The following is a 24,993-nucleotide window of genomic DNA, read 5'->3' on the forward strand; positions in this document are numbered from 1 at the left end:
TCCTATTTATCGAGATTTTTGCCGACGGCACGCATGAGGAAAAACGCAACAATATTGGCTAAAATGACCGCAATCACACCGCCAGCCGATGCGCCGCCAACGTCATATCCTAACAAGGCTGTCCGATAAATTAAGAACGGCAAATTGGTAGATGCATAGCCGGGGCCACCATTGGTCGTCACCAAAATTTCAGCATATACGCCAAGTAAAAAAATGGTCTGGATTAATATGACAACCGTAATCGAACGCGCAAGATGAGGAATGATGAGATGAATAAAGCGGTTGTAAAAATTGGCGCCATCAAGCTCTGCGGCTTCCTTTTGTTCGCTATCTAAAGATTGTAAGGCGGTAAATAAAATAAGAATAGCAAAAGGCAGCCATTGCCAAGCAACGATAATTATAATCGACAATAGCGGATATTGCGAAAACCAATCAACCGGACTAAATCCCATGGTGCGGCTAATATCGGCTAACACACCATATTCAGGATGCATAATCATATTTTTCCATATAAGGGCCGCAACCGGTGGCATGACAAAAAATGGCGATATGATAAGAATGCGAACAATGCCTTGCCCCCATATCGGCTGATCTAATAGCAAGGCAATCGCCGTGCCACCTATAATGGTAATAGCAAGAACACCAACAACAATTAGCAATGTATTAATAATGGATTGAAAAAAAGCAGGGTCGGTATAGAAAAATTCATAATTTAAAAGACCTGCAAAACTAACATTGTCAGGATTGAGCAAATTATAATTTTCAAATGAAAACCATAAGGTCATTGCAAGGGGAACAATCATCCATATTAAAAGCAGGACGATTGAAGGGGTCATCATGATGCGCGCAAGAATGCTGGTATTGCGTGTTGCCATTTCGTCACTTTCTCCTCAAAGTGCCTTGGTTTTTTTAAACCATTTTTGCATTACAATTTCGAAATGATGAAATTGTACCAATGCCCGCAAAATGCATTTTTACTAAAAATGCATTTTGAACCTTGCTGCTTTTGCTTAACCTTCAAAATAACGCCGTTTTGGATAAAAATACCACAAACCCGAAGGTAAATCTTAATTCAACCAAGCCTTTATTAATGATGAGAAAATACCAAAATAGAGGTCTATACTTTAAGGTAATATAAGCAGCGCGATAAGGATTATTGGTTGAGACAACTTAAATTATAATGCAAGATAACATAGTTTTTCGTTACAAACATTTATTGCCTGTATCATTAAATTTGTCTCGATAAATCTGTGTTTGCCTCATTAAACATGTCTCCTCCATATTTAACAAACTATGATTGCTTCATAAAAATCTCAACACCTGCATGAAATGACCATTTATAAAAAATGACAAAAAATACAAACTTGTTGTTAATTTTACCTGTCAATTTTAACTAAAACCAGCCAATATAAGCGATTTCAACTTCCTTCCCATCGACAAATTAATTTATCGCTGAAGACATTACAATGTCAATCAATTTTTACACGTGTTAATTATTTACGATAAAAGTCGAAAAGTCCAAATTATAATCTATATGATTGCCTGCTGGGTCATAATAATGTTGATTTTGTGCAATTATTTTAGGATTAAACCCCGTATTTGAATTAATACCATAAATTTATCTACCATCTTTATAGGTAAAATTATGTTACACTATACTATCAGGCTTACCACAGCTTGAATGATATTCAAATTCTTCCAAATTTTTTTCTGTAACTTTATAAATGATCGCGGTTGATTGACATTTTCAAAACTTGATTAACGGTGGCGCTATTCATTTCATTTCTTTACATTATTTGTTTTTATTTGCACCTTAGACATTAAAAAATTGCTTGGAATATCAGCTCGATTGGCAAAGTCTTACCCCTAGTAGAAGCTGAAGAAAACGATTTACTATTTTGCGGTTAAAGCTCTTGTAAGATATCACATAGCTTTATAAGAATAGAGATTAAAGGCGGAGCCTTTATTGGGATGGAAACGAGGAAAAACAATAATGATATTATGCTGTGGTGAATCTTTGATCGACATGTTGCCTGTTGCAACGCATAATGGTGAAAGTGCCTTTTTGCCAGTTGTTGGCGGCTCGGTGTTTAATAGTGCAGTTTCCTTAGGGCGATTGGGTATTCAAACCGGCTTTTTTTCTGGCCTAAGCCATGATTTTTTTGGAAAAATGCTATGCGATACGCTTGACGAAGCCAAGGTTGATTATTCTTTTGCCACCTTATCTGATCGGCCAACAACGCTAGCTTTTGTAAAAATGGTTGGACAGCATGCACAATATGCATTTTTTGACGAGAATACCGCAGGCAGAATGTTGCATGAAAGTGATATGCCGGTGCTTGATGAACACATTAAGGCATTATTATTTGGCTGTATAAGCCTTATTTCCGAGCCTTGTGGCAGTGTTTATGAAGCCTTAATGACCAAAGCCTCTCGTGAAAATGTTATTTATCTTGATCCTAATATTCGCGTAGATTTTATAAAAGATCGTCAAAAGCATCTTGATCGCCTGTCAAGAATGATCCGGCATAGTGACATAGTCAAGCTATCGAATGATGATTTAAAATGGTTTGCTGATGATGTTGACGAAAAGGTGCTTGCACAAGAATGGTTGAATAATGGCGCAAAATTAGTCGTTATTACCAAAGGGGCGGATGGCATGGTGGCTTATTCGCAACAATTTTGCGTTGAAATAGAAAGCGAAAAGGTCGAGATTGTTGACACAGTTGGCGCAGGTGATACCGTCAATGCTGGAATACTTGCTAGTCTTGAAGATCATGGCCTTTTAAACAAGCAAGCTATTACAAAATTGAATGAAGCGCAAATATATGAAGCGTTACACCTTGCCAAGCAAGTTGCCGCTATCACTGTTGCAAGAGCCGGTGCAAACCCACCTTGGCGTCATGAATTATAAAGGTATTTCACCTATAGGCTTGCAGTGAAAAACTCCTCTGCAAGCCATCATTGATATTAACTAGTTTTATTTTGGATAGCCAGCACGGCGCATATCGCGTGCTACCTGATTTTGCGCTTGCGACAAGGCATCTTCTACCGATGTTTGCCCAGCAAGAGCCGCACTAATTTGTTGGCCAACAAATGTTCCTATCGATTGAAATTCGGGTATAGCGACAAACTGAATACCGGTATAGGGAACTGGATCTTTGGTTGGATGATTAGGATCTGCCGATTCAATTGCTTTTAACACTGTATCATAAAAAGGTGCAGCTTTTTGATAGTTGGCATTAGCATAGGTTGATTTACGTGTGCCTGGTGGAACCGCTACCCAACCCTGCGTCTTACCAACTCGCGTAATGTAGTTTTTAGATGTTGCCCATTTGACAAAAGATTTTGCGGTATCGGCCTTTTTGGTCGATTTTGGAATAGCAAGGCTCCAAGTATAGATCCAGCTTGAACCGTTAGCGGTTGCCTGTGTTGGCGCTCTGGTTACAGCAACTTTGTCAGCAACAGTGCTTTGTTTTGGGTCATAAACCCGTCCTGCCGCAGATGTTGCATCAATCCAAATAGCACAATGGCCCGTCGCAAACATGGTTTGAGTTTCGTTAAATCCATTGGCATTAGACCCTGCGGGTCCATAATCATTTAATAATTTTACATAATCGGTAATGGCGTTTTTCCAAGGCTCTGTATTGAGTTGCGCTTTCCATTCCATATCAAACCAACGGCCACCATAGGCATTAATCATCGGGTTAAGATAAGCCATGTTTTCACCCCAGCCCGACTTTCCGCGCAGGCAAATGCCATATTGCTGCTTTGACTTATCGGTTAACTTTGCCGCAAAATCCTTTATTTGATCATAGGTCGGGTTGTCAGGCATGGTAATGCCAGCATTTTCAAAAAGGTCTTTACGGTAAAAGGTAAAGGAACTCTCAGCATAAAACGGGACACCATAGAGATTATCGCCAACAGCAAGGCCATCTCTTACCGGTTTAATAAGATCATTATAATCATAATCATCGCCAAGGTCATTAAGCGGGGTTAGCCAACCGCTTTTGCCCCACATTGGTGTTTCATAATTACTGATGGTAATAACATCGAATTGGCCGCCTTGCGTTGCAACATCGGTGGTCACCCGTTCACGCAAAACATTTTCCTCCAAAATGATCCAATTGATCTTATCGCCTGTCTCTTTTTCCCATTCAGTGGACAGCTTCTGCATAATAATCATATCGCCATTATTAACCGTTGCGACATTGATCGTTTCAGCACTGCCAGCAATAGTCATGGCACCAAAAATAGCCACGGTTGACGACAATAAAAGAAACAATTTTCCCATGTGTTTTTCCTCCTCGACACATTAGAGTTTCAACTGTCATTTAAAATTAAAAAAATTAATGAGGCAAGCAAATAATCTCTATCCCTTACCATCGCTTATTTTCTGATAAATGCACTTTGGCAATAAGCTTTGCCCATCCTAGCTACGACCTACTTAATTTTACTGCAATGCCATGCTTATCACTTGGAAAATATTGGTTCTTGCACTCTCTTGCCTTCAAACTTAAGCTCTGACATAGTAGCGTTTTTATAGTGCTTATGGGTAGTGTCAATGCAACAGCCGCAAACCGCCATTCATGACAACTCCAACACGGCCAAAGGGTACAAAGAGTTAAAGGGTCAAACATCTGCGCAAGATGGACTGCCCGCACCGCAAATTTATTGGGCATGGGCAACTTTGATGATTGGCCTTACCCTTGCCGTGCTTGATGGCACAATTGCCAATGTTGCTCTCCCCACCATTGCGCGCGATTTTAATGCTGGTGCTGCAGCTTCCATTTGGATTGTAAATGGTTACCAACTTGCCATTGTTATTACTATTTTGCCCTTTGCTGCTTTAGGCGAGATTTATGGCTATCGTCGTATTTATCTTAGCGGTGTTGCGCTATTTACACTTGCTTCGCTGGCATGCGTTTTTGCCAATTCGCTTGAAATGCTCACCTTTTCGCGCGTTATTCAAGGTTTTGGTGCGGCAGGCCTCATGAGTGTTAATACCGCTTTATTACGCTTTTGTGTGCCACAGGCAAAGTTTGGTACTGCCATTGGTTTAAATGCCTTTTTTGTGGCTCTTTCCTCGACTATTGGTCCAAGTCTTGCAGGCGTAATTTTGCATTTTTTAAGCTGGCCATGGTTGTTTTTTATCAATGTTCCCCTTGGATTATTAACCCTTATTTTAGGGGTAAAAAGCCTGCCGCTTAATGATTTATCTGCCCGCAAGTTTGACATTTTAAGCGCGGTTTTAACGGCAATTGTCCTTGGGCTTATTGTTATTACTATTGATAATGCTGGAGCAAATACACCAATCTTTGCAATTATATTACAAATTATCATTGCGGGTTTTGCATGTGTCTGGCTAATTAAGCGCTCCATGCACAAGCAAGACCCACTTTTACCGCTTGATCTCTTGCGTATTCCAGTATTTAGCCTATCACTTTGCACTTCAATCATGTCATTTATAGCGCAAATGATGGCGCTTTTATCGCTGCCATTTTTGTTTCAGGTGGTCTTTGGTTATCAACCAATTGCCGTTGGTTTTTTAATGATGCCATGGCCAATTGCTCTTGCCATCATCGCGCCTTTTTCTGGTAAATTATCGGATCGATATTCACCGGCGCTTTTAGGACTAATTGGGCTAATAATTTTTGCCATTGGCCTTATTCTTGTGGGGTTTTTGCCAAGCGAGCCAAGCATTGTCGATATTTGCTGGCGAATGGCTATTTGCGGCATTGGTTTTGGTTTTTTTCAAGCTCCCAATAATCGCATGATTATTACCTCAGCTCCCAAAAAACGCAGTGGCGCTGCAAGTGGCATGTTAGGAACGGCGCGCTTGCTTGGCCAATCGCTTGGAGCTGCATTCGTTGCCCTGTTTTTATCTACCATGGGGGTTCAAAATATTCCCCATATTATGTTTATTGCAGCAAGTTTTGCAATAATCGCTGCTTTAATTAGTATTTCGCGAGCAAAGACCTAAGCTATTTAAAAACATTGTTTTTAAGATTTGACATTAGCGGTTACTTTATTTCCTAACTTAATGCCCTAAATTTAGTGTTTGATTAAAGTTTTTGCATTGGTAACCAGTTATTTTCAATTAAGAAAATAGTGTTTCCATGCAAGTGTTTAATTGTGAGCTTATGGTCAATTTTGCTGAATAATGCGTGCTTTTCTAATTGAAATGATAATAAAGATGGATCATTCGCTTAAAAGTGTTGCCCATAATTATTAAATTTTTTTAATGGGAATAAAATCGCGCGCCAACTGTCTAACTATCATATGAAACAGCTAAATTTATTGTAGCCAATCTTTAAAAATTAAGAAAAGCCCTATTAAAAGGAAAAATCTATGATCAATCGTCGTGGTTTTTTATTAAGTGGTGTCATTGGTACAGGGGCACTTGGACTTGCATGGCAAGTAAATCGTTCAGCCGATGCCGCACCACAAGAAGCCGGTACTTTTCCAGTGTCAATGAGTGATGATGAGTGGAAAAAACGTCTTAATGATCGCCAATATCGAATTTTACGCCAACAGGGCACTGAGCGCCCTTATTCTAGCCCATTAAATGACGAGCATCGCCGTGGCACTTTTGCTTGTGCTGGCTGTGCCAACGATCTTTTTGCTTCAAGTACCAAATTTGATAGCGGTACTGGCTGGCCAAGTTTTTGGGCGCCGCTAAAAAATGCGGTTGGCGAAACTAAAGACACATCTTATGGCATGGTGCGCGTTGAAGTGCACTGCGCCCAATGTGGTGGCCATTTAGGCCATGTCTTTAATGATGGGCCAAAGCCAACCGGTTTGCGTTATTGCATGAATGGCGATGCCATGACCTTTAAAGCAATATGATCTAATTAATACGCAATTGGTTTTGCAATTTTGTTAAAAGCATACACGCGACATAAACAGGGATGCCCCCATAACTGTTTTAACTTATAGAATTGAGATAAATATGCTGATATTTGTAATTGCCTATCTTGGCGGTGTTTTAACCGTCATCAGCCCATGCATATTGCCGGTTTTGCCTTTTGTGTTTACACGCACCGGCCAACCTTTCATGCGCTCTGGCTTGCCCATGTTGCTTGGTATGGCAATAAGCTTTGCAATTGTTGCGTCACTCGCGGCCGTTGCTGGTGGCTGGGTGGTTGCAGCAAACCAATATGGACGTTTATTTGCACTTATTCTATTAATGCTTTTTGCAATAACGCTGCTTTTTCCAAGCCTTGCAACTAAATTTGCCGCGCCCTTTGTGGCGCTTGGCAACCGTCTTTCCAATGATGTCGGTAATAATGCAAAAAACGGTAATATTTGGGGCTCTGCGCTTTTGGGGGTGGCAACAGGGCTTTTATGGGCGCCTTGTGCTGGCCCTATACTTGGGCTTATCCTCACCGGTGCGGCGATTAATGGCCCCAATGCCAATACGTCTATTTTGCTGCTTGCCTATGCTTTAGGAGCAATCACATCGCTTGCAGTTATTTTATTAGTGGGTGGCCGTTTGGTTAGCTTATTAAAGCGTTCATTTGGCGTTACCGATTGGGCGCGGCGCGGCCTTGGCATTGTGGTATTATTGGCCGTGGGAGCAATTGCTAGCGGCCTTGATACGGGCTATTTGACCCAAGTGTCAACTGCCAGCACCAATGCGCTTGAGCAAAATTTGATGTCGCGTTTAGCCAGCGGTAATAACACCCTCAATAATAACGCGCCCAATAATGATGGTGCTAGCAATGCGATGATGGCAGCAAATCCGGCAATGATGAGCGCAAATGGCGCAGCAGATAATGCTGGTAACAATGCAATGTCGGGCAGCAATGCGATGATGGCAGCAAATCCAGCAATGATGGCCGGCAATAATGCCATGATGATGAGTAGCAATAGCGAGCAAAGTGCCGCGCCGCAATTACCAATTGAAGGCACAGCCCCAGATTTTACCGGCGCTACCGAGTGGCTAAACTCACCGCCGCTTGACCTTGCAAGTCTTAAAGGCAAAGTGGTATTGGTGGATTTTTGGACCTATTCTTGCATTAATTGCTTGCGAGCCATTCCTTATGTTCGCGCTTGGGCAGAAAAATATAAGGATCAAGGTTTAGTCGTTATTGGTGTTCATTCCCCAGAATTTGCTTTTGAGCGTGATGTCAATAATGTCAAAAACGCTGTACAAAAATTAAATGTCACCTATCCGGTGGCGGTTGATAATAGCTATGCCATTTGGCGCGCTTATAAAAACCAATATTGGCCAGCTCATTATTTCATTGATGCCAAGGGGCACATTCGCCACCATCATTTTGGTGAAGGTGATTATGAACAATCAGAACGCGTTATTCAAAGCCTATTAGCTGAAGCTGGACACACAAATATTGATAATAATGTTGTTGACGTAAAAGCAACCGGCGAAGAAGCCGCACCCGACCTTGCCAATGTACTTTCACCTGAAACCTATATTGGTTTTGAGCGAGCAGAAAATTTTGTGTCCCCTGATGGCTTAGTTGAAAATGCACCTAAGGATTATCGCGATGGCGAGCCACGCCTTAATGAATGGGGCTTAAACGGCAATTGGACGATTGGCAAAGAAAATGCCACCTTAAATAGTCAAACAGGCAGCATTGTTTTTCGTTTCCATGCCCGCGACTTGCACCTTGTGCTTGGCCCTAAAGAACAAGGTAAGACCATTGCTTTTAAGGTAAAAATTGACGGTAAAGCGCCCCAAAATGCCCATGGTAGCGACGTTGATGAAAATGGCGAGGGCATTGTCAAAGAACAAAGACTTTATCAACTTATCCGTCAAAAAGATGGCGCAGGTGATGAAGATCATCTTTTTGAAATTGAATTTATGCAACCGGGCGTTGAGGCCTATGCCTTTACCTTTGGCTAGTAAAAACTCAACGCTAATATGCGGCAAACTCATTATTTACCGCATATTTACAATAATAACCGCTTCACACTTTTTTGTAAAATATGCTGTGGGAGACAAACATGACATCAAGAATAAAAGCATCTTTGGCGCTTATAACGACACTATTAGGCTTGATTGGCTTTGCAATATTTATGCCTGCAAGTGCCCAAGAAGGCATTGCCATTCCACCACCAAAAGCCAATATAAACCCGACCAAAGGACCACAAGTGGTTGTTTTAGCCGGCGGTTGTTTTTGGGGAGTGCAAGGCGTATTTCAACATACTAAAGGTGTGATAAGCGCGGTTGCCGGCTATGCAGGCGGCGCTAGCCAAACAGCTAATTATGGTGCTGTCACCACTGGCACAACTGGCCATGCGGAAGCAGTTAAGGTTACATTTGACCCTGCGCAAATCAGTTATGGCGAAATTTTGCAAATCTATTTTTCTGTTGCCCATGACCCAACCCAGCTTAACCGCCAAGGGCCAGACCGCGGCACGCAATATAGATCGGCTATTTTCCCACAAAATGCCGATCAAGCCAAATTTGCCAAGGCCTATATTGGTGAACTAAATACTGCGCGTGTTTTTAATAGTGCTATTGTTACCAAAATTGAAACAGATAAGCCATTTTATCCAGCAGAAAGCTATCATCAAGATTATATGACCAATAATCCAACCCAACCTTATATTGTTTATAATGACCTGCCAAAGGTTGAACATCTTAAAAAGCTATTTGCAAAGCAATATAGTGCCGCGCCGCGCCTCGTTGCGCAAACTGGTATATAATCAATTTTAAAGTTTCGGGTTAGGATTGCGCCTAATATTTAAACCTAAAACTTTTTAAACATGTACTAACCAAACACATATTTCAGAAATTATTATTTTACCATGTGCCAGGCCTTGAAAAATAAAGTGCAGCAGCAAATCCAATAAAAAGCGGTAAAATCCAAATGGCTGTTGCAATGATAACGCCGCAAACACCATGACAAAAACGTGGTAAAGGCAATTCCTTATGATTTTTAGGATAAGGTTTTTCGCCCTCCTCATGGGAAACAACAAAAAGCCCAAAATGTAAAATTGGTATAAACAGCATGATTGCGAAAATACCACGTCCAAAAGCATCACGTGCGCGCATAACGGATAATGTCATTGCTAAAAACATTTGCACACATAATATCATTAATAAAGCTTGGATGGATAAATAGTCTAAGAAGTTAAATAATTTATCGGCATAGAAAGACCATGAAAATATCAAACTCATAAGTAAAAAATAAGGGCTTCGCTGTAGAATATAACGGCGCGGCACCATGTAAAATGGTAATAAGCCGCTAAAAAAAAGCGCCAATACTGCTAAGCCCATCATAAGATAAGGGCTACTAGTAATTCCTTGCGCCAATACTTCCAACATGTTCTGATCATCACTATTTATCAAGATATTTTTTCCCAAATTTTGATAAAAGCAACATCTATAGAATTTATATACAAATGGAAAGATAGAAACATCAAGTTTTTACAAGTTTTATAAAATCATAATAAAGCAATAAATATTGAATGTAACAAAATACTTGCCTTTGTTTCACAGCATAACATACTAGCGATTTTGAGCTTGAATAATAGGTAATCTTTTTGCCCAGCATAAATATTTGAAAACATTTTATTAAATTAAAAATATAAAGACTAGATCTTGCGAGCTTTATGGGGTGACGTAAACAAGCGTAAAGAAATCAAAAAATCATTCAAAAGTTTTGTATGCTTTTAATGCGGTTTTTTTTAAAAATTCACAAATGATATGTATAGGCGGTGCAAGTGTTAATTTTTAAACAATAGGTTTTTGCAAAAAATATATAATTTTTGACATGAATCTCTTTGATTTGAACCTCACTGGCATGAACAAAGAATTGTAAGTAAAAGAGGGGCTGAATATTTATCCCACCCCTTTTAAAGCAATTATCGCTTTACGCTTCAATACGGCCAATAATATTGCCAAGCTTCTGCACTGTGCCAGCCAATGCCGTAATTGACAATGTGCCGCTTATTGGTGCAAAAATTGTGGTTTCCATTTTCATCGCCTCCATAACAGCAATGGCATCACCTTCTTGCACCTTGGTTTGATCCTCAACCAGCCAAGCGCGGATAGAGCCGGGAACAGTAGCTTTTACTGCATTTGGCTCGTTAGAATTTTCAATTGAATCATTTGCCGCTTGTGAGCCAAGGGAAAATGCACCAAGGCTTTTTAAAAAAGCTTCCGGTAGCCCGAGCGATACGCGCTTGCCATCAATTTCGATAAATGAGCGTTTCATGGTGACAGGTTCAGGAATAGCCCGCATGCCCATTTCCAATTCAGCGCTAAAATCCGTTTCAATCCAGCGTGTATGAACTTTAAAACCATTTTCGGCAGTAAAATCACTATGCTCAACCACAAGGCGGTGGAAGGGCAGAACACTGGCAACCCCTTCAATGGCAAATTCACTTAAAGCACGCTTGGCGCGGTGCAAAGCATCCTCACGATTTTTACCACGCACAATGAGTTTTGCCATCATCGAGTCAAACATTGGTGCAACTTGTGAACCACTCGCAACGCCGCTATCTATGCGTATGCCTGCTCCAAATGGTGCAGAAAATAAAGTAATTTCGCCAGGGGCAGGCAAAAATCCACGTGCCACGTCTTCGGCATTAATACGAAATTCAATTGCGTGGCCGATAGGTTGCGGTGTTTCATCAATTGAAAGGCGTAAACCTTCAGCAATGCGGAATTGTTCAACAACCAAATCAATATTGGTTGTTTCTTCGGTAACTGGATGCTCAACTTGTAGTCTGGTATTGACTTCTAGGAAAGAAATAACGCCATTTTGCCCTAGCAAAAATTCAACAGTACCCGCACCAACATAGCCAGCTTCTTTGCAAATGGCGGCTGCTGACACATGAATACGCTGACGTTGCTCATCGGTTAAAAAGGGTGCTGGCGCTTCTTCGATTAGTTTTTGGTTACGGCGTTGCATAGAACAATCACGCGTACCAACCACAACAACATTGCCATGTTTATCGGCAATAATTTGCGCTTCGACATGGCGTGGACGATCTAAAAACTGTTCAACATAACACTCACCGCGGCCAAAGGCGGTTACAGCTTCGCGCACGGCAGAATGATAACTGTCAACAATATCGGCTTCTTGCCAAACCACTTTCATACCACGGCCGCCGCCGCCATGGGCCGCTTTAATTGCTAAGGGAAAACCATATTTTTTGGCAAAAGCCGCAACTTCCTCTGGGCTATTGACGGCGCCATCACTACCAGCAACCAAAGGCGCGCCTACTTTTTGCGCTGTTGCCCGCGCTTCTACCTTGTCGCCCAACATATCAATGACTTCAGGCGACGGGCCGATAAAAATAAGGCCAGCTTCTTCAATTTTACGGGCAAATTCTGAGCGTTCTGACAAAAATCCATAGCCGGGATGAATAGCATCAGCACCAGATTTTTTGGCAATTGCAATGATTTTTTCAATATTCAAATAGGTGTCGCTGGGTGTGTCACCACCAAGCGCATAGGCTTCATCCGCATAGCGCACAAATAAGGCATCACAATCGCTATCAGCATAAATTGCAACGGATTGTAGTCCATAATCCTTGGCGGCTTGAATGATACGAACTGCAATTTCACCACGATTGGCAATAAGAACTTTTTTCATGTTATTTCCTTATAGCATTTTAGTAAAACCAAAACCGATCTTTTTAAAAATGCGTAAAAACAAAATATGAGAGCACTAAAACTTAAAGCATTTCCGCAAAGGCTTACAACTTAAAGCATTTCCGCAAAGGCTTGCTGGGAATTTACAACTTTAAATTGTATAAAACAACCAGCTGGCAATTGGCCAGCAAGGTCTAAATGATGGTTTGCGACACAAGCAATAACTGGATAGCCGCCTGTCAAAGGATGGTCGGCCAAAAACAATACTGGTTGTCCGCTTGCTGGCACTTGAATAGCACCTGTTGCCGTACCCTCGCTTGGTAACTCGTCAAGGATTTTGCGGCTCAAGGCCTGTTCACCATTTAAGCGGTTGCCTACCCGATCTGATTGGGGCGTGACTTGCCATTTCTGGTTTAAAAAAACCTCAATTGCATCAAGCGTAAACCAATCGGTTCTTGGCCCCAAAACAACATCAATATCCACAACGTCACCAGCCTTTGGCATGGCAAAAGCAGGGGTCAATCCAAGTTCTACTGGTTTTTGCACCCGCTTACCGCTAGCAAAAAGAACATCACCCGTTTTAACTGGCTCTGGCCCGATATTAGCTAAAATATCGCGTGAACTACTATTCATTATTTTTGCAACATCAAAACCACCGCGAACAGTGAAATAAAGTCGCAAACCAGAATTTGCTGGTGCAATAGTAAGTATATCGCCCTTTTCAACGCCAATAGGCTGATTAGCTTGGAGTTTAATTGCGCGGCCGTTTTGCGCCGTTAACGTAACGGGGCAATCAGCGCCACTAAAGGCAATAACTGTATCGCTTAATATTTCAAATTCAACTCCGCCAAAAACTATTTCTAAAACCGGATCATTGTCATCATTACCAACAATTTTGTTAATAGCTTTAAAAGCACCTTTATCCAATGCACCGCTTGGCGATATGCCCTGACTTGCTTGATGAATACGGCCATTATCTTCAAAATAAAGCGCAAAAGCGCATTGTTTAACTTGAATAAGCGGAACTTTGATAAGCGGCTTTGCTGCCTTGCTATCAACATTATCATCAAGACGTGAATCTGTGCTTGTTAACGTCGCTTGATTATCACAGTTTTTTACTGCAATGGGCTTTGATGGCTGTTCAATAAAGCGCACGCGGTCACCCGGTTTTAATAGGCTAGCAGGATTGCGGTTAATATCAAACATTGGCGTATCGGTTGTGCCAATCAGCTGCCAACCACCGGGGGTGGCTTGCGGATAAATGCCGCTAAAACGCCCAGCTAGCCCAAGGGATCCCGCCGGAATACGCGTGCGCGGTGTTTTTTTACGTGGCACATCAAAAAGTGCGTCACTTGATGTCATATAGGCAAAACCGGGGGCAAAGCCGGTAAAGGCAACGGTAAATTCTGCATTTTTATGGCGTGCAATAAGGTCTGCAATGCTAAGTTGTAAATAATCGGCAACTTCCTCTAAATCTTCGCCATCATAGCGCACCGCTATTTCAATAATCTGCTCACTTTTGGCTCGCTTGTTGGATAAATCACGCTGCTTAATTTGGCTAATCAAATTTTGAGCGGTAATTTTTATCGGATTAAAATACACCATAATTGTGCGAGCAGCAGGAACAAGCTCTTCAACACCATCAATTGGATTGGCATTTAAGGAGTCAAATAAAGCCAATGTTTCATCAAGATCGGCAAGTTCGGTTAAAAATATGGTTTCATTAACAGGCAAAAAGCGCATTTTTATGACCTTGAATGCTGGCGTTTAAACGCGATAGGTAACATCTGGCACATCGGTTATAAACATATGACCGGGTGCATGAGTAATGGCAAAGGGTAATTTTGAAGCCATAAGAACTGCTTGCGGCGTTACACCACAAGCCCAAAAGACTGGCAATTCACCCGTCCGGATTGACACAGCATCGCCAAAATCGGGCTTCATAATATCAGCTATGCCAAGGGCGGCAGGATCACCAATATGCACGGGTGCGCCGTGAACCGCAGGAAAAGAACCAGAAATCATAGCGGCATCAGCAATGCGATCACTCGCAATCGGCCGCATGGAAACCACCATTTCACCACCAAGACTACCAGCTTTACGGCACTGGCGATTGGTGCGATACATGGGAACATTGCATTTTTCTTCAATATGACGAATGCCAATCCCTGCTTCCATTAAAGGCCATTCAAAGGTAAAACTACAACCGATAAGAAAAGTAACAAGGCTGGGATGCTGTTCCCAAATTGCTGTTGCATCTTTGATTTCATCAACCAATTCGCCATTTTTCCAAATTCGATAAAGTGGAAAATCGGTGCGTAAATCGGCGTCATTTGCCAAAACAGTGCGCCATGAACCAGCATCACTCACATCAAGAATGGGGCATGGCTTTTGATTGCGTTGCGCAAAAAGTAAAAAATCATAGGCCCATTCTTTGGATACGGCAATCATATTTGCTTGGGTCATGCCAGGTGCAATGCCACAGGTTGGCTCAACAATGCCACTTCTATAACGCAATCTTGCAGCCTTAGCTGCTTGCTGGTTTGAATTTTCCATTTTTCCTCCACTCCCTTTATTGTTTTAGAGCGTTTTCCGAAAAGTGTGAAGCGGTTTTCGGACAAAAAACGCGGTGTAAACAAAGGATTAGAGCGCCGATCTGATCCAGTCAGATCGAAAAGCGCTCTAAGCTGGCACAATTAAACATCGTGCCAGCCTTTATGTTTTAACTGACAAAGGATTGCAGATTTATCCCTGCTTCATTAAGCCTTGTTGCAACTGCCTTTGCCATGATAACCGCATCAGGATTATCGCCATGCAAGCAAATGGATTGCGCATCAATTTTAACCATTGTGCCATCTTGTGCTTCAATTTGGCCGGTGGTTACTAAGTGAAGCATGCGTTCGGCTACCAACTTTGGATCATGCAAGGTGGCACCTTTTTCACGCCTTGAAACAAGGCTGCCATCGCTATTATAGGCACGGTCAGCGAAAGCTTCAGCGACCACTTGAAGGCCAGCCTTTTTAGCTTCATCAATCAGCGGTGAACCAGCAAGAGCCATTAATACAAGTGATTTATCAATACGACAAATCGCATCAATAACCGCTTTTCCTTGCACCATATCATGGGCAATGCGGTTATAAAGCGCACCATGGGGCTTTACATAGCGCACGGTTGTTTTACAAGCATGGCTAAGGCCTTGCAAAGCTCCAATTTGATAAAGGGCATCGCCTAATAATTCATCATAAGTTGGGTCCATATTACGGCGGCCAAAACCAACCAAATCGCGATAACCAATATGGGCGCCAATGGTGACATTATTTCTAACGGCTGCTTCTATAGTTTTCAAAATGCCAACAGGATCACCAGCATGAAAACCGCAGGCAATATTGGCACTGGTTACAATTTGCAGCATGGCGGCGTCATCGCCCATTTTCCATGCGCCAAAGCTTTCACCAAGATCACTATTCAAATCGATATAATGCATTTTTTCCCCTTAGCTTAACAAGAGTTCGAAAATTTTTGAGAAAGCAAGTGCACCCATGTACCACGTTAGCAAACAAGTTAGTGCGCTGATAATCAAAAATGGACGCGAATATTTATAGCCTTCCATTAGGTCAGAGCGGAAAAAGCCAACATAAATAAATATGGTTAAACCAATTGGTAAAATAAGACCATTAAAGCCACCAGCAAAAACCAATAAAGCGGCAGGTGTGGTACCTAATAATTCGTAAGCAATAAGACCAATCACAATAAAGATAATGGTTGCAGGGCCTTGGCCATTTTTATCAAGATCCTTATAAAAAGCACTCATAAAGGTCACAGATGTGTAGGCTGCACCAATAATACTTGTAATGGCAGCCGCCCAAAAAATAAGGCCAAAAAGGCGCAAGCCAATTTCACCAAGTGCTATTTGAAAAGCGCGTCCTGCTGGATTGTCAATAGTACCTACTGACGTTAAAACACCACCTGCCGTAACAACACCCAAAATACCCAAAAACAAAATATAGCGCATAACACCAGTGATAAAAATGCCGCTTAATGCGCCTTTGGTAATGGCAGGCAAATTTTCTTTGCCAACTGTGCCACGGTCAAGCAAGCGATGTGCACCTGCATAGGTAATATAACCACCAACCGTACCACCAATGATGGTGGTGATAGTGGCAAAATTAATGTGACTTGGCCAAACCGTTTGTTTTAACGCTTCACCTACAGGTGGATGTGAAGAAAAGGCCATATAAATTGTCATGGCAATCATCAACAGCCCAAATAAAATCATCACCCGATCAACGGTGGTGCCTAATTTTTTTGTACTAAACAACAAAATCGCCAAAATAGCACTAATTGCACCGCCTATTTTAGGGTCAAGACCAAGCATGGCATTCATGCCAAGGCCAGCACCAGCAATATTACCAATATTAAATACCAAACCGCCAAAAATGACCAAGGCCGCCAATACATAACCACTGCCCGGCAATGCAAGATTGGCAATATCAGAAGCACGCTTGCGTGTTAGGGCAACAATTCGCCAAACATTAAGCTGAACAACAAAATCAACCAAAATGGAGGCTAAAATAGCAAAGGCAAAGGCCGCACCCATTTGTTCAGTAAATGTAGCAGTTTGTGTAATAAAACCCGGGCCAATGGCCGAAGTTGCCATCATAAAAATAGCCGCAAGCAGTGAACCGCGCGTGCTATGGCGTACCGCTTTACTTTTTAATGTTTCAATTTTTTCCGGTGCAGAATCCTGAGCCATATTAAACTCCCATTGCATATGGTTTAGTTTATTGCGTTTCGCGCAACAATATTTCAAAGATTGTTCAACATATTGCCTTTAATTATTCATAATTGCAACACAATTGTGTAACAGCCGAATTTTATGCACAAAGCCTATTTTCTTTTGCTATAAAAACTGCTTTGCCTTTTTGAGAATTCATATTTAACGTGAATCGTGATCAGTTTATATGAATTGAAACAAGACGGGGGAAATGCATCATGGACAAAACTAACTTAAAGGCCCTTGCCGAACGCGCCAAAAAAGATGATGGATCCCTTGCTGATAATATTAGTGCTTTTATTCGCGATAGTATTTTAAAAGGACTTTTTAAACCCGGTGCCCATTTATCCGAAAGCCATCTTTGCCAAGAATTTAATATTTCCCGTAATACTTTGCGTGAAGCTTTTCGTAACCTTGCTAAAGATGGTCTTTTGCGCCACGAGGTCAATAGGGGTGTATTTGTAATTATTCCTGACCTTGCCGCCATTATTGATGTTTATACTGTTAGGCGAATTATCGAATGTGGGGCAATTTTACAGGCACACCCTTTGCATAATGCTATTGTGGTAATGCGCCAAGCGGTTGAAAGGGCCGAAAAATTCCGGCTTGAAAATAAATGGCTAGAGGCAGGAACGGCTGATATTGAATTTCATAGCGCAATTGTGAGCCTTGCGGGAAGCAAGCGATTAAGCCAACAATTTGAAAAAATAATGGTGGAGCTAAGGCTCATTTTTGGCTTGCTTGATGATCCGCAATTTTTACATGCGCCCTATATTTCTTTAAATCAAAAAATACTCACCTTAGTAGAAAATGGCGATTATCGGCTAGCAGCTAGCGAGCTTGAACAATATTTATTGCAGGCCGAGCGAATGATTTTAGCCACCTATGCGCAAAAAATCTAGCCTACCGAAATTGCCAATCCTATTGGTTGTATACTTCATTTATCGATAATTTAGCGTATTTCAACCAATATCATATAATATTGCAGATCATCATCTTTATCTATTAAGGCGCGGTTAAAGCACTCTATGAGAACGAATTAGAAATATCATAAAGTTTTTTTGGGTTGGTTGTTAATATTTGCTTTAAGAGCTGCTCATCATTTACCAATTGTGCGAGCCAAGTTAATGTGTCTTCATAACAAAACTGGCTTTCAAATTGTGTCCATGGCCAATCACTACCCCAAACAATGCGCTGTTGAAATTGTGCTTTAAAAATCTGCTGAGCAATTAAAAATGTCGATACAAAATTGGAACGATAAGGTGCTGAAAATTTAAACCATAAATTATTATTTTTTTGGGCGCAGTCCATAAGCGCATCAAGACTAGCTGCATATCTCGCCATATTAATACGGCCAAAATGATCAATAAGCACTTTACATTCCATATTTGCAAGCGATACGGCCAAAGCCTGCCATTGTTGATCTTGCGCCTGAATTTCAAGCACAAAATTATATTTGGCTAATTTTTCTGCAAAGCTTTGTAATTGGTAGCAATCTGGAAGATTTTTAACGCCAATAAGGTTCAAACGAACGCCAACTATGCCTTTTAATTTTAGATTTTGTAATTGACTATCATCAACATCAAATGGAACCACAGCAATTCCAGCATATTTTGCGGGATTTTGAGCAATCACCTCAATAATATAACGATTGTCGAAGCCTAAAAAGCTTGGTTGAACAAGAAACGTACGCGCAATCTGGAAAGGTTTTTGTACTTCTTCAAGGTCATCTGCAAGCGCGTTATAAACGGGCTCATAACGGCGATTCGCGCTCATCGCCAAATCATTTCTAAAGACATGAACATGCGTATCTATTCCACCTTTTATCGACAATACCGATGCTTTGGAACTGTTCATTATCAAAAAACCTCTTGCAATTCTTTTATTCTTATATAAGACTATATATCTGTAATACTTAAAAAGCAATAATCCAATTACATGGGATACATTTAAGATGACGATAGGAGGAATACTCGGGCCAAAATCTGTTGGCGAATTGGCGGCGATTGATATTAGTGGCGTGAGTAAATATTATGAACGGTTTAAGGCCTTAGATGATGTTTATTTGAAAGTGCCTAAAGGCCAAGTTTATGTGATTATTGGTCCATCAGGTTCTGGAAAATCGACTTTATGTCGCACCGTAAATCGTTTGGAAACGATCAATGAAGGCACTATTCTCATTGATGGGCAAAAACTACCTGAAGAGGGCAAAGAGCTTACCAAGCTACGTTCTAAAGTCGGTATGGTTTTTCAATCATTTAATTTATTTTCCCACCGCACAATTCTTGACAATGTTACCCTTGGCCCTATTCGGGTTAAAAAGCTGACAAAAAAGGCGGCAGAGGAACTGGCACTTGATTTGCTAGATCAAGTTGGCGTTAGCGCACAAGCAAATAAAATGCCCGCAGAATTATCGGGCGGTCAACAACAGCGCGTTGCTATAGCACGGGCTTTAGCCATGAATCCAGATATTATGCTGTTTGATGAGCCAACATCGGCATTAGATCCTGAAATGGTCAGTGGTGTTTTGGATGTAATGCTCAAACTTGCTAATAGCGGTATGACAATGCTTGTTGTCACCCATGAAATGGGTTTTGCACGCTCGGCAGCAAATAGTGTTGTGTTTATGGATAAGGGTAAAATTATTGAGCAAAACACGCCTGAGGCCTTTTTCCATGCACCTCAATCAGAACGCGCACAAGATTTTTTAAGCAAAATTTTACAACATTAAGGGAGGAATTATGAAAAAAATATTATCAACTTTGTCGGCTTTTGCGTGGCTTTTAGGTGTATCTGCGGCGGGCGCGCAAGATTTTCCAGCTAACTCAACCATGGCAAAATTACAAGAAAAAGGTCAACTCCATATTGGAGTAAAATTTGACCAACCACTATTTGGCCTACGTAATCTAAGCGGTAAGCCAGTTGGATTTGATATTGAAATAGCCAAACTCATTGCTAAAAAGCTTGGCATTGAGGAAAGTAATATTATTTTTGTTGAAACATCTTCCGCAAATCGCGAGCCTTTTTTGCAGCAAAAAAAGGTTGATTATGTTGTTGCAACTTATGCAATGAATGACAAACGCAAAAAGGTATTAGATTTTGCCGGCCCCTATGTTATTGGCGGACAAGATCTAATCGTGCAAAAAGGCAATCCTAAAAATATCAAAGGTCCTCACGACCTCGCCGGCAAAAAAGTATGTGTTATGAATGGTAGCGAAGGCCAGTCTGCCATTGTTAATAATTACCCTGACGCGCAAATTGTTCCTTTTGATGTGATTTCAAAATGTGTAGGGGCACTTAAAAATGGCTCGGTTGATGCAGTCGCTACAACTAATTTTATTCTTGCTGGACTTGTTAGCCGTGAGCCAAATAAAATTGAGATCGTTGGCAATATGTTTACCCGCGAGCCATGGGGTGTTGGAATACGCAAAGATGAAAAAGATTTTTGCCAATTTGTGCAAACTGTTTTGATAGACGCTGACAAGGACGGAACCTATAAAGAACTTTATGACAAATTTCTACAAGACTATGTTCCAGGCGATGGCAAATTGCCGCCCCTTGACCCTTGTGAATAACTCTTAATTCTTCACTTTAGGTCATGACCTATATCCTAGCAGAAAAAAATCTTTCGATTGGGAGATGTAATGAGTGCGTTTCTAGATAATTTTCATGTTTTCGCCAGCGGGCTTGGTATGACGCTTGCTCTTGCGGTAATAGCCATTTGCTGTGCATTGCCGCTTGGATTAATTCTGGCAACCATGCGTATATCCCCCATTGATGGATGGCGTACATTAAGTAGCGCCTATGTTGGCCTTGTCCGCAATGTTCCATTAACAGTTTTGTTCTTTTTTGCAGCTTTCGTTCTTCCGCAACTTGGCTTGCGATTTTCCTATTTTACCTTCGCAATTATTGCACTCGTTACTTATTATGGGCCGTTTTACTGTGAAGCTATTCGCTCAGGTGTTAATTCTGTCCCCATAGGCCAAGCCGAAGCTGCCCGCGCCATCGGTCTTTCTTTTACGGATTGTTTGCGATTTGTTATTTTACCGCAAGCGATACGTAGCGCAATTCCTCCAATCGTTAATGTCACCATTGCCTTAATCAAAAATACTGCAATCGCATCAGCTTTTGGCGTTGCAGAACTATTAGCAGCAATGGAACGGGTCGCTAATGAGCAAAGCCATGCAGTATTATTCATTCTTTTTGCAACCGCAGCAATTTATTTATGTATCACAATTCCATTGGGATTGCTTTCATCTTTAATTGAAAAGAAAGGAGCATTCAGACAATGAGTATTGTTCTTTATGACCGCCAAGGTCCAAATGCCAGAAAAGTTTCAAAACGCATTAGCTTAGTCACATGGGTTGTTTTTGCATTATTGCTTGGTGTAGCTTTTACCTCACTTTTTGAAAAAGGCTATTTTGAGCCAGTTTTATGGTTAACCCTATTGGATGGAGAGTTTATTACATTACTTTTCCATGGCCTTGTTTCAACATTTACGGCGGCATTAACCGCAATGTTCTTTTCCTTAAGCGGCGGAGCACTTATTGCGTTTTTGTTCATGTCGCAGTCAAAACTAGTGCGATCCTGTGTTAGACTATGGATAGAGTTTTTTCGCGGTATTCCGCTTTTATTACTTATCTTTTTCATTTTTCTTGGTGGGCCAGCTCTTGGCTTGGATATTTCGACATTTTGGTCGCTTGTCATCGGCTTATCGCTATTTAATAGTGTTGTAATCGCAGAAATTTTTCGCGCCGGTATTTTATCTCTGCCAAAAGGACAAGCAGAGGCAGCTTATGCGATTGGGCTTTCGCGCAATGAAACATTTAGGGTTATATTGCTACCACAAGCAATAAGACGCATGGCACCCTCGCTCATCGCGCAACTTATTGTTTTGCTGAAAGAAACTAGCTTTGGATTTATTATTGGCTACACAGAGTTTCTACGCGATGCGCGTACCGCCGTAGAATTTCTTGGCGATAATTATTCACTTTCCGTTTATACTCTCGTTGCTATTATTTATTTTATCGTTAATTGGTTATTGTCGTTAGCGGCAAAGCAATCGCAAAAGTTGATTTAAAAGAAAAATAAAATTGAAATAACTGGATTAATACATATGACGTGGATAAATGAACGCTATGAAGAGAAGCAAGCTAAAGTAGAGGGGCAGCATACTCTACTTGGCAGCGCCCATTTGCCGCTTTATCGAAGATTACATGAAACACTGCTTCATCAAATAGCGGATGGCACCTTTAGATCTGGGGCGCCATTGCCAGCAGAAATGGATTTAGCTAAAATTTATGGAGTAGCGCCTGGAACGGCAAGAAAAGCAATTGATCAATTGGCCGAAGACGGTTTAGTTGAACGCCGCCAAGGCGCAGGAACATTTATACGGCGTCCCAATTTTGATAATTTAATGATTAGATTTTTTCAGCACCGATTGACTGATGGTAGCAATATCATACCTGAGAGTCGCATAATTAAGCGATGTAAGGCAAAGGCCGATGCGCAAATTGCAGCGGCGCTTGATATTAAACTTGATGCAGATATTATTCATCTTGTGCGTCATCGATCTTGGGATGGCCAAACAAAACTTTTAGAAGATATATTCCTTTCTTTTGAATTGTTTCATCCCCTTTTTGATATTCCGCTTGCCGATATTGGCCCATTACTTTATCCGGCATATGATGAATATTGTCATCAACTTGTTTGTTTTATCGAAGAAGAAATAACCGTTGATAAAGCCAGCGATGAAGATGCGAACGATCTTGGTATAGAAAAGGATGCCCTGTCTATTTTTATTCATAGACAGGCCAAAAACGCTAAAAATTGCCCGATTGAATGGCGCATTTCACGCGCAGATGTTCGTAATTTCCATTATCGTATTAAAGTAAATTAGTGATACCAATGTAAATATGCAAAAAGATCTGCTAATTTTAAGACTAAGGTTTTTAAGTCTTGCGAGCAAATAGACCTTGCAAAAATTGGCAGATCCCAAGTTAAAAAATGTCTCATGCTATTATTTTGGCTTAATGTAGATCATGGCAATTTGTACGTAACCAAGCCAGTTTTGCAAATATTTCTATATTGGCTGGCAAGTTTTCTGCATTGCTTAAATTCTAAAAAGAGTTTTTTAACAATAATATTTGGCTTATAAATATACTTATCAAAGGCAAACACCATAAGCTTCACGCGCGTGCATTTAATTTATATTGCTTGCATGCGCGAGACAAATCTCGACGTTGATCAAATCTGCACATTGATAAAGCGCCATTTATTGGTGTTACATTCACGCTGTTCAATACATCTATAAAAGTAAATCGTGTTAAACGCTCCCATTATTCATCTGTAATGGCGTCAATCATTGTGCCTTCCATAAGGCTGTCGATACAATGAGACTATAACAAAATAACTATTGTTAGCTGTGCTGCCTAAAACAATCGCCTAAAGAGTTTTTAAAGCGTCTATGGCGTCGCTATAGCCTTGGGCGGCTGATAGGCGGTACCATTTTTCGGCTTCGACCAGATTTTTGCCAACAGCTTCGCCAATGTGATATAGTTCACCTAGATTATATTGTGATGTAGGCTCACCTTGCTCTGCCGCCAAGCGATACCATTTTTCCGCCTCAATAATGTTTTTTGCAATGCCATCACCAACGCCATATAAATAGCCCAAATTAGCTTGAGCGCGCACATTGCCTTGCTCTGCAGAAAGGCGATACCATTTGGCAGCTTCCATTTTGTTTTCTGCAACACCTTCGCCATAATCATACATATAAGCAACATTATGCTGGGCTTCATCATGGCCTTGTTCACCAGCTAAGCGAAACCATTTCAAGGCTTCTTGCTTATCTTCATTAACGCCATTGCCTAAATCATAAAAACAACCAAGACTAAATTGCGCTTCCATATTGCCTTGATCTGCGGCTAAGCGGCACCATTTCAGCGCTTCTTGTAAATTATATTCAACGCCAATACCGGAGGCATAAAGTTTCACCAAATAGGACTGGGCGGCAGCTTCCCCTTGTTTTGCGGCGCGTAAAAGCCAAAATGCTGCTTGCACACTATCTTGCTCTAAGCCAACCCCCTCTTCATAAAGGCAGCCCAGCACAAATTCTGCCTCGGCAAAACCTTGCTCTGCGGCAAGGCGAACCAATCTTAATGCCTCTTTTTCATTATAGGTAACGCCTTCACCATTCAAATAAAGCCTTGCAAGATAGAGTTGTGCATTGGGATAATTTTTTGCAGCCACCAATTTATAAAGCCTAGCAGCCTCGGCCTTATCGACAGCAACGCCCAGGCCGTTTTCATAAAGCAAAGCTAATTCAAATTGGGCATCAGCGTAATCTTGGTCACTTGCAAGCTGATATAAACGTGCCGCGTCAACATAACTTTGCCTGACAAGATCACCCGTTTGATACAATGAAGCCAGATTATATTGAGCAAGGACATAACCATTATCAGCCGCAAGATGTAACCATTTGATCGCCTGTTCAAGATCAACCGTGGCCCCCTGTCCGCTATAAAAAATATAAGCAAGCTGATATTGTGCTTTTGCATCGCCATTTTCAGCTAAGTTGCGTAAAGCAGTTATATTTGTGTCATTTGAAAGCGAACTCATTGATAATTCCCCGCATTTTAACATT

General features: G+C 41.2%; 21 protein-coding genes. 11 read left to right on the forward strand and 10 right to left on the reverse strand.

Annotated elements, in window-relative coordinates:
* Window positions 1–2: 2 nt before the first annotated feature.
* On the reverse strand, window positions 3–875 hold the full coding sequence (locus N5852_RS13830; RefSeq protein ID WP_262099966.1) for a carbohydrate ABC transporter permease: 873 nt from the start codon (window positions 873–875) through the stop codon (window positions 3–5).
* A 1,118-nt stretch (window positions 876–1,993) separates the two neighbouring features.
* On the opposite strand from N5852_RS13830, the gene N5852_RS13835 reads away from it, so the two are divergent.
* Window positions 1,994–2,914: a carbohydrate kinase family protein gene (locus N5852_RS13835; protein ID WP_262099967.1), complete on the forward strand. Its 921-nt coding sequence runs from the start codon at window positions 1,994–1,996 to the stop codon at window positions 2,912–2,914.
* A gap of 66 nt (window positions 2,915–2,980) precedes the next feature.
* Here the strand turns inward: N5852_RS13835 and N5852_RS13840 are convergent, their stop codons facing one another.
* Entirely contained in the window at window positions 2,981–4,294 is a 1,314-nt protein-coding gene (locus N5852_RS13840) for an ABC transporter substrate-binding protein (protein WP_410004274.1), read from the reverse strand.
* Window positions 4,295–4,564: 270 nt separating this feature from the next.
* On the opposite strand from N5852_RS13840, the gene N5852_RS13845 reads away from it, so the two are divergent.
* The 4 genes from N5852_RS13845 (at window position 4,565) to msrA (ending at window position 9,675) form a co-directional block, all read left to right on the forward strand.
* Window positions 4,565–5,983 (forward strand): MFS transporter, encoded by a 1,419-nt coding sequence (locus N5852_RS13845; protein ID WP_410004275.1) that lies wholly within the window; start codon window positions 4,565–4,567, stop codon window positions 5,981–5,983.
* Window positions 5,984–6,351: 368 nt separating this feature from the next.
* Window positions 6,352–6,849 carry a peptide-methionine (R)-S-oxide reductase MsrB gene (gene msrB / locus N5852_RS13850; protein WP_262099968.1) on the forward strand — a complete coding sequence of 166 codons (498 nt, stop codon included), beginning with the start codon at window positions 6,352–6,354 and terminating at the stop codon, window positions 6,847–6,849.
* A 103-nt stretch (window positions 6,850–6,952) separates the two neighbouring features.
* Window positions 6,953–8,869: a cytochrome c biogenesis protein DipZ gene (locus tag N5852_RS13855; RefSeq protein ID WP_262099969.1), complete on the forward strand. Its 1,917-nt coding sequence runs from the start codon at window positions 6,953–6,955 to the stop codon at window positions 8,867–8,869.
* Window positions 8,870–8,970: 101 nt separating this feature from the next.
* Window positions 8,971–9,675 (forward strand): peptide-methionine (S)-S-oxide reductase MsrA, encoded by a 705-nt coding sequence (msrA, locus tag N5852_RS13860; protein WP_262099970.1) that lies wholly within the window; start codon window positions 8,971–8,973, stop codon window positions 9,673–9,675.
* Between the two features lie 97 nt (window positions 9,676–9,772).
* On the opposite strand, the gene N5852_RS13865 is transcribed toward msrA, so the two are convergent.
* The 6 genes from N5852_RS13865 to N5852_RS13890 form a co-directional block, all read right to left on the reverse strand.
* A complete protein-coding gene (locus tag N5852_RS13865; protein WP_262099971.1) occupies window positions 9,773–10,321 on the reverse strand; it encodes a hypothetical protein in 549 nt (182 codons plus the stop codon).
* Window positions 10,322–10,844: 523 nt separating this feature from the next.
* Window positions 10,845–12,575: an acetyl/propionyl/methylcrotonyl-CoA carboxylase subunit alpha gene (locus N5852_RS13870; RefSeq protein ID WP_262099972.1), complete on the reverse strand. Its 1,731-nt coding sequence runs from the start codon at window positions 12,573–12,575 to the stop codon at window positions 10,845–10,847.
* 110 nt (window positions 12,576–12,685) lie between these two features.
* Window positions 12,686–14,317, reverse strand: coding sequence for a 5-oxoprolinase subunit B/C family protein (locus N5852_RS13875; RefSeq protein WP_262099973.1), 1,632 nt, complete (start codon window positions 14,315–14,317; stop codon window positions 12,686–12,688).
* Window positions 14,318–14,341: 24 nt separating this feature from the next.
* Entirely contained in the window at window positions 14,342–15,130 is a 789-nt protein-coding gene (locus tag N5852_RS13880) for a putative hydro-lyase (RefSeq protein WP_262099974.1), read from the reverse strand.
* Between the two features lie 166 nt (window positions 15,131–15,296).
* Entirely contained in the window at window positions 15,297–16,058 is a 762-nt protein-coding gene (locus N5852_RS13885; protein ID WP_262099975.1) for a LamB/YcsF family protein, read from the reverse strand.
* A 9-nt stretch (window positions 16,059–16,067) separates the two neighbouring features.
* Window positions 16,068–17,327, reverse strand: a complete 1,260-nt coding sequence (locus tag N5852_RS13890) for an NRAMP family divalent metal transporter (RefSeq protein ID WP_262099976.1) — start codon at window positions 17,325–17,327, stop codon at window positions 16,068–16,070.
* A 239-nt stretch (window positions 17,328–17,566) separates the two neighbouring features.
* Here N5852_RS13890 and N5852_RS13895 point away from each other — a divergent pair, with 239 nt between their 5' ends.
* Window positions 17,567–18,250, forward strand: coding sequence for a GntR family transcriptional regulator (locus tag N5852_RS13895; protein ID WP_262099977.1), 684 nt, complete (start codon window positions 17,567–17,569; stop codon window positions 18,248–18,250).
* Between the two features lie 124 nt (window positions 18,251–18,374).
* On the opposite strand, the gene N5852_RS13900 is transcribed toward N5852_RS13895, so the two are convergent.
* Window positions 18,375–19,205 (reverse strand): amidohydrolase family protein, encoded by an 831-nt coding sequence (locus N5852_RS13900; protein ID WP_262099978.1) that lies wholly within the window; start codon window positions 19,203–19,205, stop codon window positions 18,375–18,377.
* 97 nt (window positions 19,206–19,302) lie between these two features.
* Between N5852_RS13900 and N5852_RS13905 the strand changes: the two genes are divergently transcribed.
* From N5852_RS13905 to N5852_RS13925, 5 genes are all read left to right on the forward strand, one after another.
* Window positions 19,303–20,079 carry an amino acid ABC transporter ATP-binding protein gene (locus N5852_RS13905; RefSeq protein ID WP_262099979.1) on the forward strand — a complete coding sequence of 259 codons (777 nt, stop codon included), beginning with the start codon at window positions 19,303–19,305 and terminating at the stop codon, window positions 20,077–20,079.
* Window positions 20,080–20,089: 10 nt separating this feature from the next.
* Window positions 20,090–20,923 carry a glutamate ABC transporter substrate-binding protein gene (locus tag N5852_RS13910; RefSeq protein WP_262099980.1) on the forward strand — a complete coding sequence of 278 codons (834 nt, stop codon included), beginning with the start codon at window positions 20,090–20,092 and terminating at the stop codon, window positions 20,921–20,923.
* Window positions 20,924–20,992: 69 nt separating this feature from the next.
* Window positions 20,993–21,640, forward strand: coding sequence for an amino acid ABC transporter permease (locus N5852_RS13915; protein WP_262099981.1), 648 nt, complete (start codon window positions 20,993–20,995; stop codon window positions 21,638–21,640).
* Window positions 21,637–22,428 carry an amino acid ABC transporter permease gene (locus N5852_RS13920; protein ID WP_262099982.1) on the forward strand — a complete coding sequence of 264 codons (792 nt, stop codon included), beginning with the start codon at window positions 21,637–21,639 and terminating at the stop codon, window positions 22,426–22,428. The genes N5852_RS13915 and N5852_RS13920 overlap by 4 nt, the downstream gene beginning before the upstream one ends.
* A gap of 36 nt (window positions 22,429–22,464) precedes the next feature.
* On the forward strand, window positions 22,465–23,247 hold the full coding sequence (locus N5852_RS13925) for a GntR family transcriptional regulator (protein ID WP_262099983.1): 783 nt from the start codon (window positions 22,465–22,467) through the stop codon (window positions 23,245–23,247).
* Window positions 23,248–23,792: 545 nt separating this feature from the next.
* On the opposite strand, the gene N5852_RS13930 is transcribed toward N5852_RS13925, so the two are convergent.
* Window positions 23,793–24,968 carry a tetratricopeptide repeat protein gene (locus N5852_RS13930; RefSeq protein ID WP_262099984.1) on the reverse strand — a complete coding sequence of 392 codons (1,176 nt, stop codon included), beginning with the start codon at window positions 24,966–24,968 and terminating at the stop codon, window positions 23,793–23,795.
* Window positions 24,969–24,993: the final 25 nt, after the last annotated feature.

The sequence above is a fragment of the Bartonella sp. HY328 genome (genome assembly GCF_025449335.1).
Lineage (GTDB): Bacteria > Pseudomonadota > Alphaproteobacteria > Rhizobiales > Rhizobiaceae > HY038.

Excerpts from the sequence above, each read along its gene's own strand:
- N5852_RS13830 (WP_262099966.1), bottom strand. The coding sequence starts at position 875 with ATGGCAACACGCAATACCAGCATTCTTGCGCGCATCATGATGACCCCT.
- N5852_RS13835 (WP_262099967.1), top strand. The coding sequence starts at position 1,994 with ATGATATTATGCTGTGGTGAATCTTTGATCGACATGTTGCCTGTTGCA.
- N5852_RS13840 (WP_410004274.1), bottom strand. The coding sequence starts at position 4,294 with ATGGGAAAATTGTTTCTTTTATTGTCGTCAACCGTGGCTATTTTTGGT.
- N5852_RS13845 (WP_410004275.1), top strand. The coding sequence starts at position 4,565 with ATGCAACAGCCGCAAACCGCCATTCATGACAACTCCAACACGGCCAAA.
- msrB (WP_262099968.1), top strand. The coding sequence starts at position 6,352 with ATGATCAATCGTCGTGGTTTTTTATTAAGTGGTGTCATTGGTACAGGG.
- N5852_RS13855 (WP_262099969.1), top strand. The coding sequence starts at position 6,953 with ATGCTGATATTTGTAATTGCCTATCTTGGCGGTGTTTTAACCGTCATC.
- msrA (WP_262099970.1), top strand. The coding sequence starts at position 8,971 with ATGACATCAAGAATAAAAGCATCTTTGGCGCTTATAACGACACTATTA.
- N5852_RS13870 (WP_262099972.1), bottom strand. The coding sequence starts at position 12,575 with ATGAAAAAAGTTCTTATTGCCAATCGTGGTGAAATTGCAGTTCGTATC.
- N5852_RS13875 (WP_262099973.1), bottom strand. The coding sequence starts at position 14,317 with ATGCGCTTTTTGCCTGTTAATGAAACCATATTTTTAACCGAACTTGCC.
- N5852_RS13880 (WP_262099974.1), bottom strand. The coding sequence starts at position 15,130 with ATGGAAAATTCAAACCAGCAAGCAGCTAAGGCTGCAAGATTGCGTTAT.
- N5852_RS13885 (WP_262099975.1), bottom strand. The coding sequence starts at position 16,058 with ATGCATTATATCGATTTGAATAGTGATCTTGGTGAAAGCTTTGGCGCA.
- N5852_RS13890 (WP_262099976.1), bottom strand. The coding sequence starts at position 17,327 with ATGGCTCAGGATTCTGCACCGGAAAAAATTGAAACATTAAAAAGTAAA.
- N5852_RS13895 (WP_262099977.1), top strand. The coding sequence starts at position 17,567 with ATGGACAAAACTAACTTAAAGGCCCTTGCCGAACGCGCCAAAAAAGAT.
- N5852_RS13900 (WP_262099978.1), bottom strand. The coding sequence starts at position 19,205 with ATGAACAGTTCCAAAGCATCGGTATTGTCGATAAAAGGTGGAATAGAT.
- N5852_RS13905 (WP_262099979.1), top strand. The coding sequence starts at position 19,303 with ATGACGATAGGAGGAATACTCGGGCCAAAATCTGTTGGCGAATTGGCG.
- N5852_RS13910 (WP_262099980.1), top strand. The coding sequence starts at position 20,090 with ATGAAAAAAATATTATCAACTTTGTCGGCTTTTGCGTGGCTTTTAGGT.
- N5852_RS13915 (WP_262099981.1), top strand. The coding sequence starts at position 20,993 with ATGAGTGCGTTTCTAGATAATTTTCATGTTTTCGCCAGCGGGCTTGGT.
- N5852_RS13920 (WP_262099982.1), top strand. The coding sequence starts at position 21,637 with ATGAGTATTGTTCTTTATGACCGCCAAGGTCCAAATGCCAGAAAAGTT.
- N5852_RS13925 (WP_262099983.1), top strand. The coding sequence starts at position 22,465 with ATGACGTGGATAAATGAACGCTATGAAGAGAAGCAAGCTAAAGTAGAG.
- N5852_RS13930 (WP_262099984.1), bottom strand. The coding sequence starts at position 24,968 with ATGAGTTCGCTTTCAAATGACACAAATATAACTGCTTTACGCAACTTA.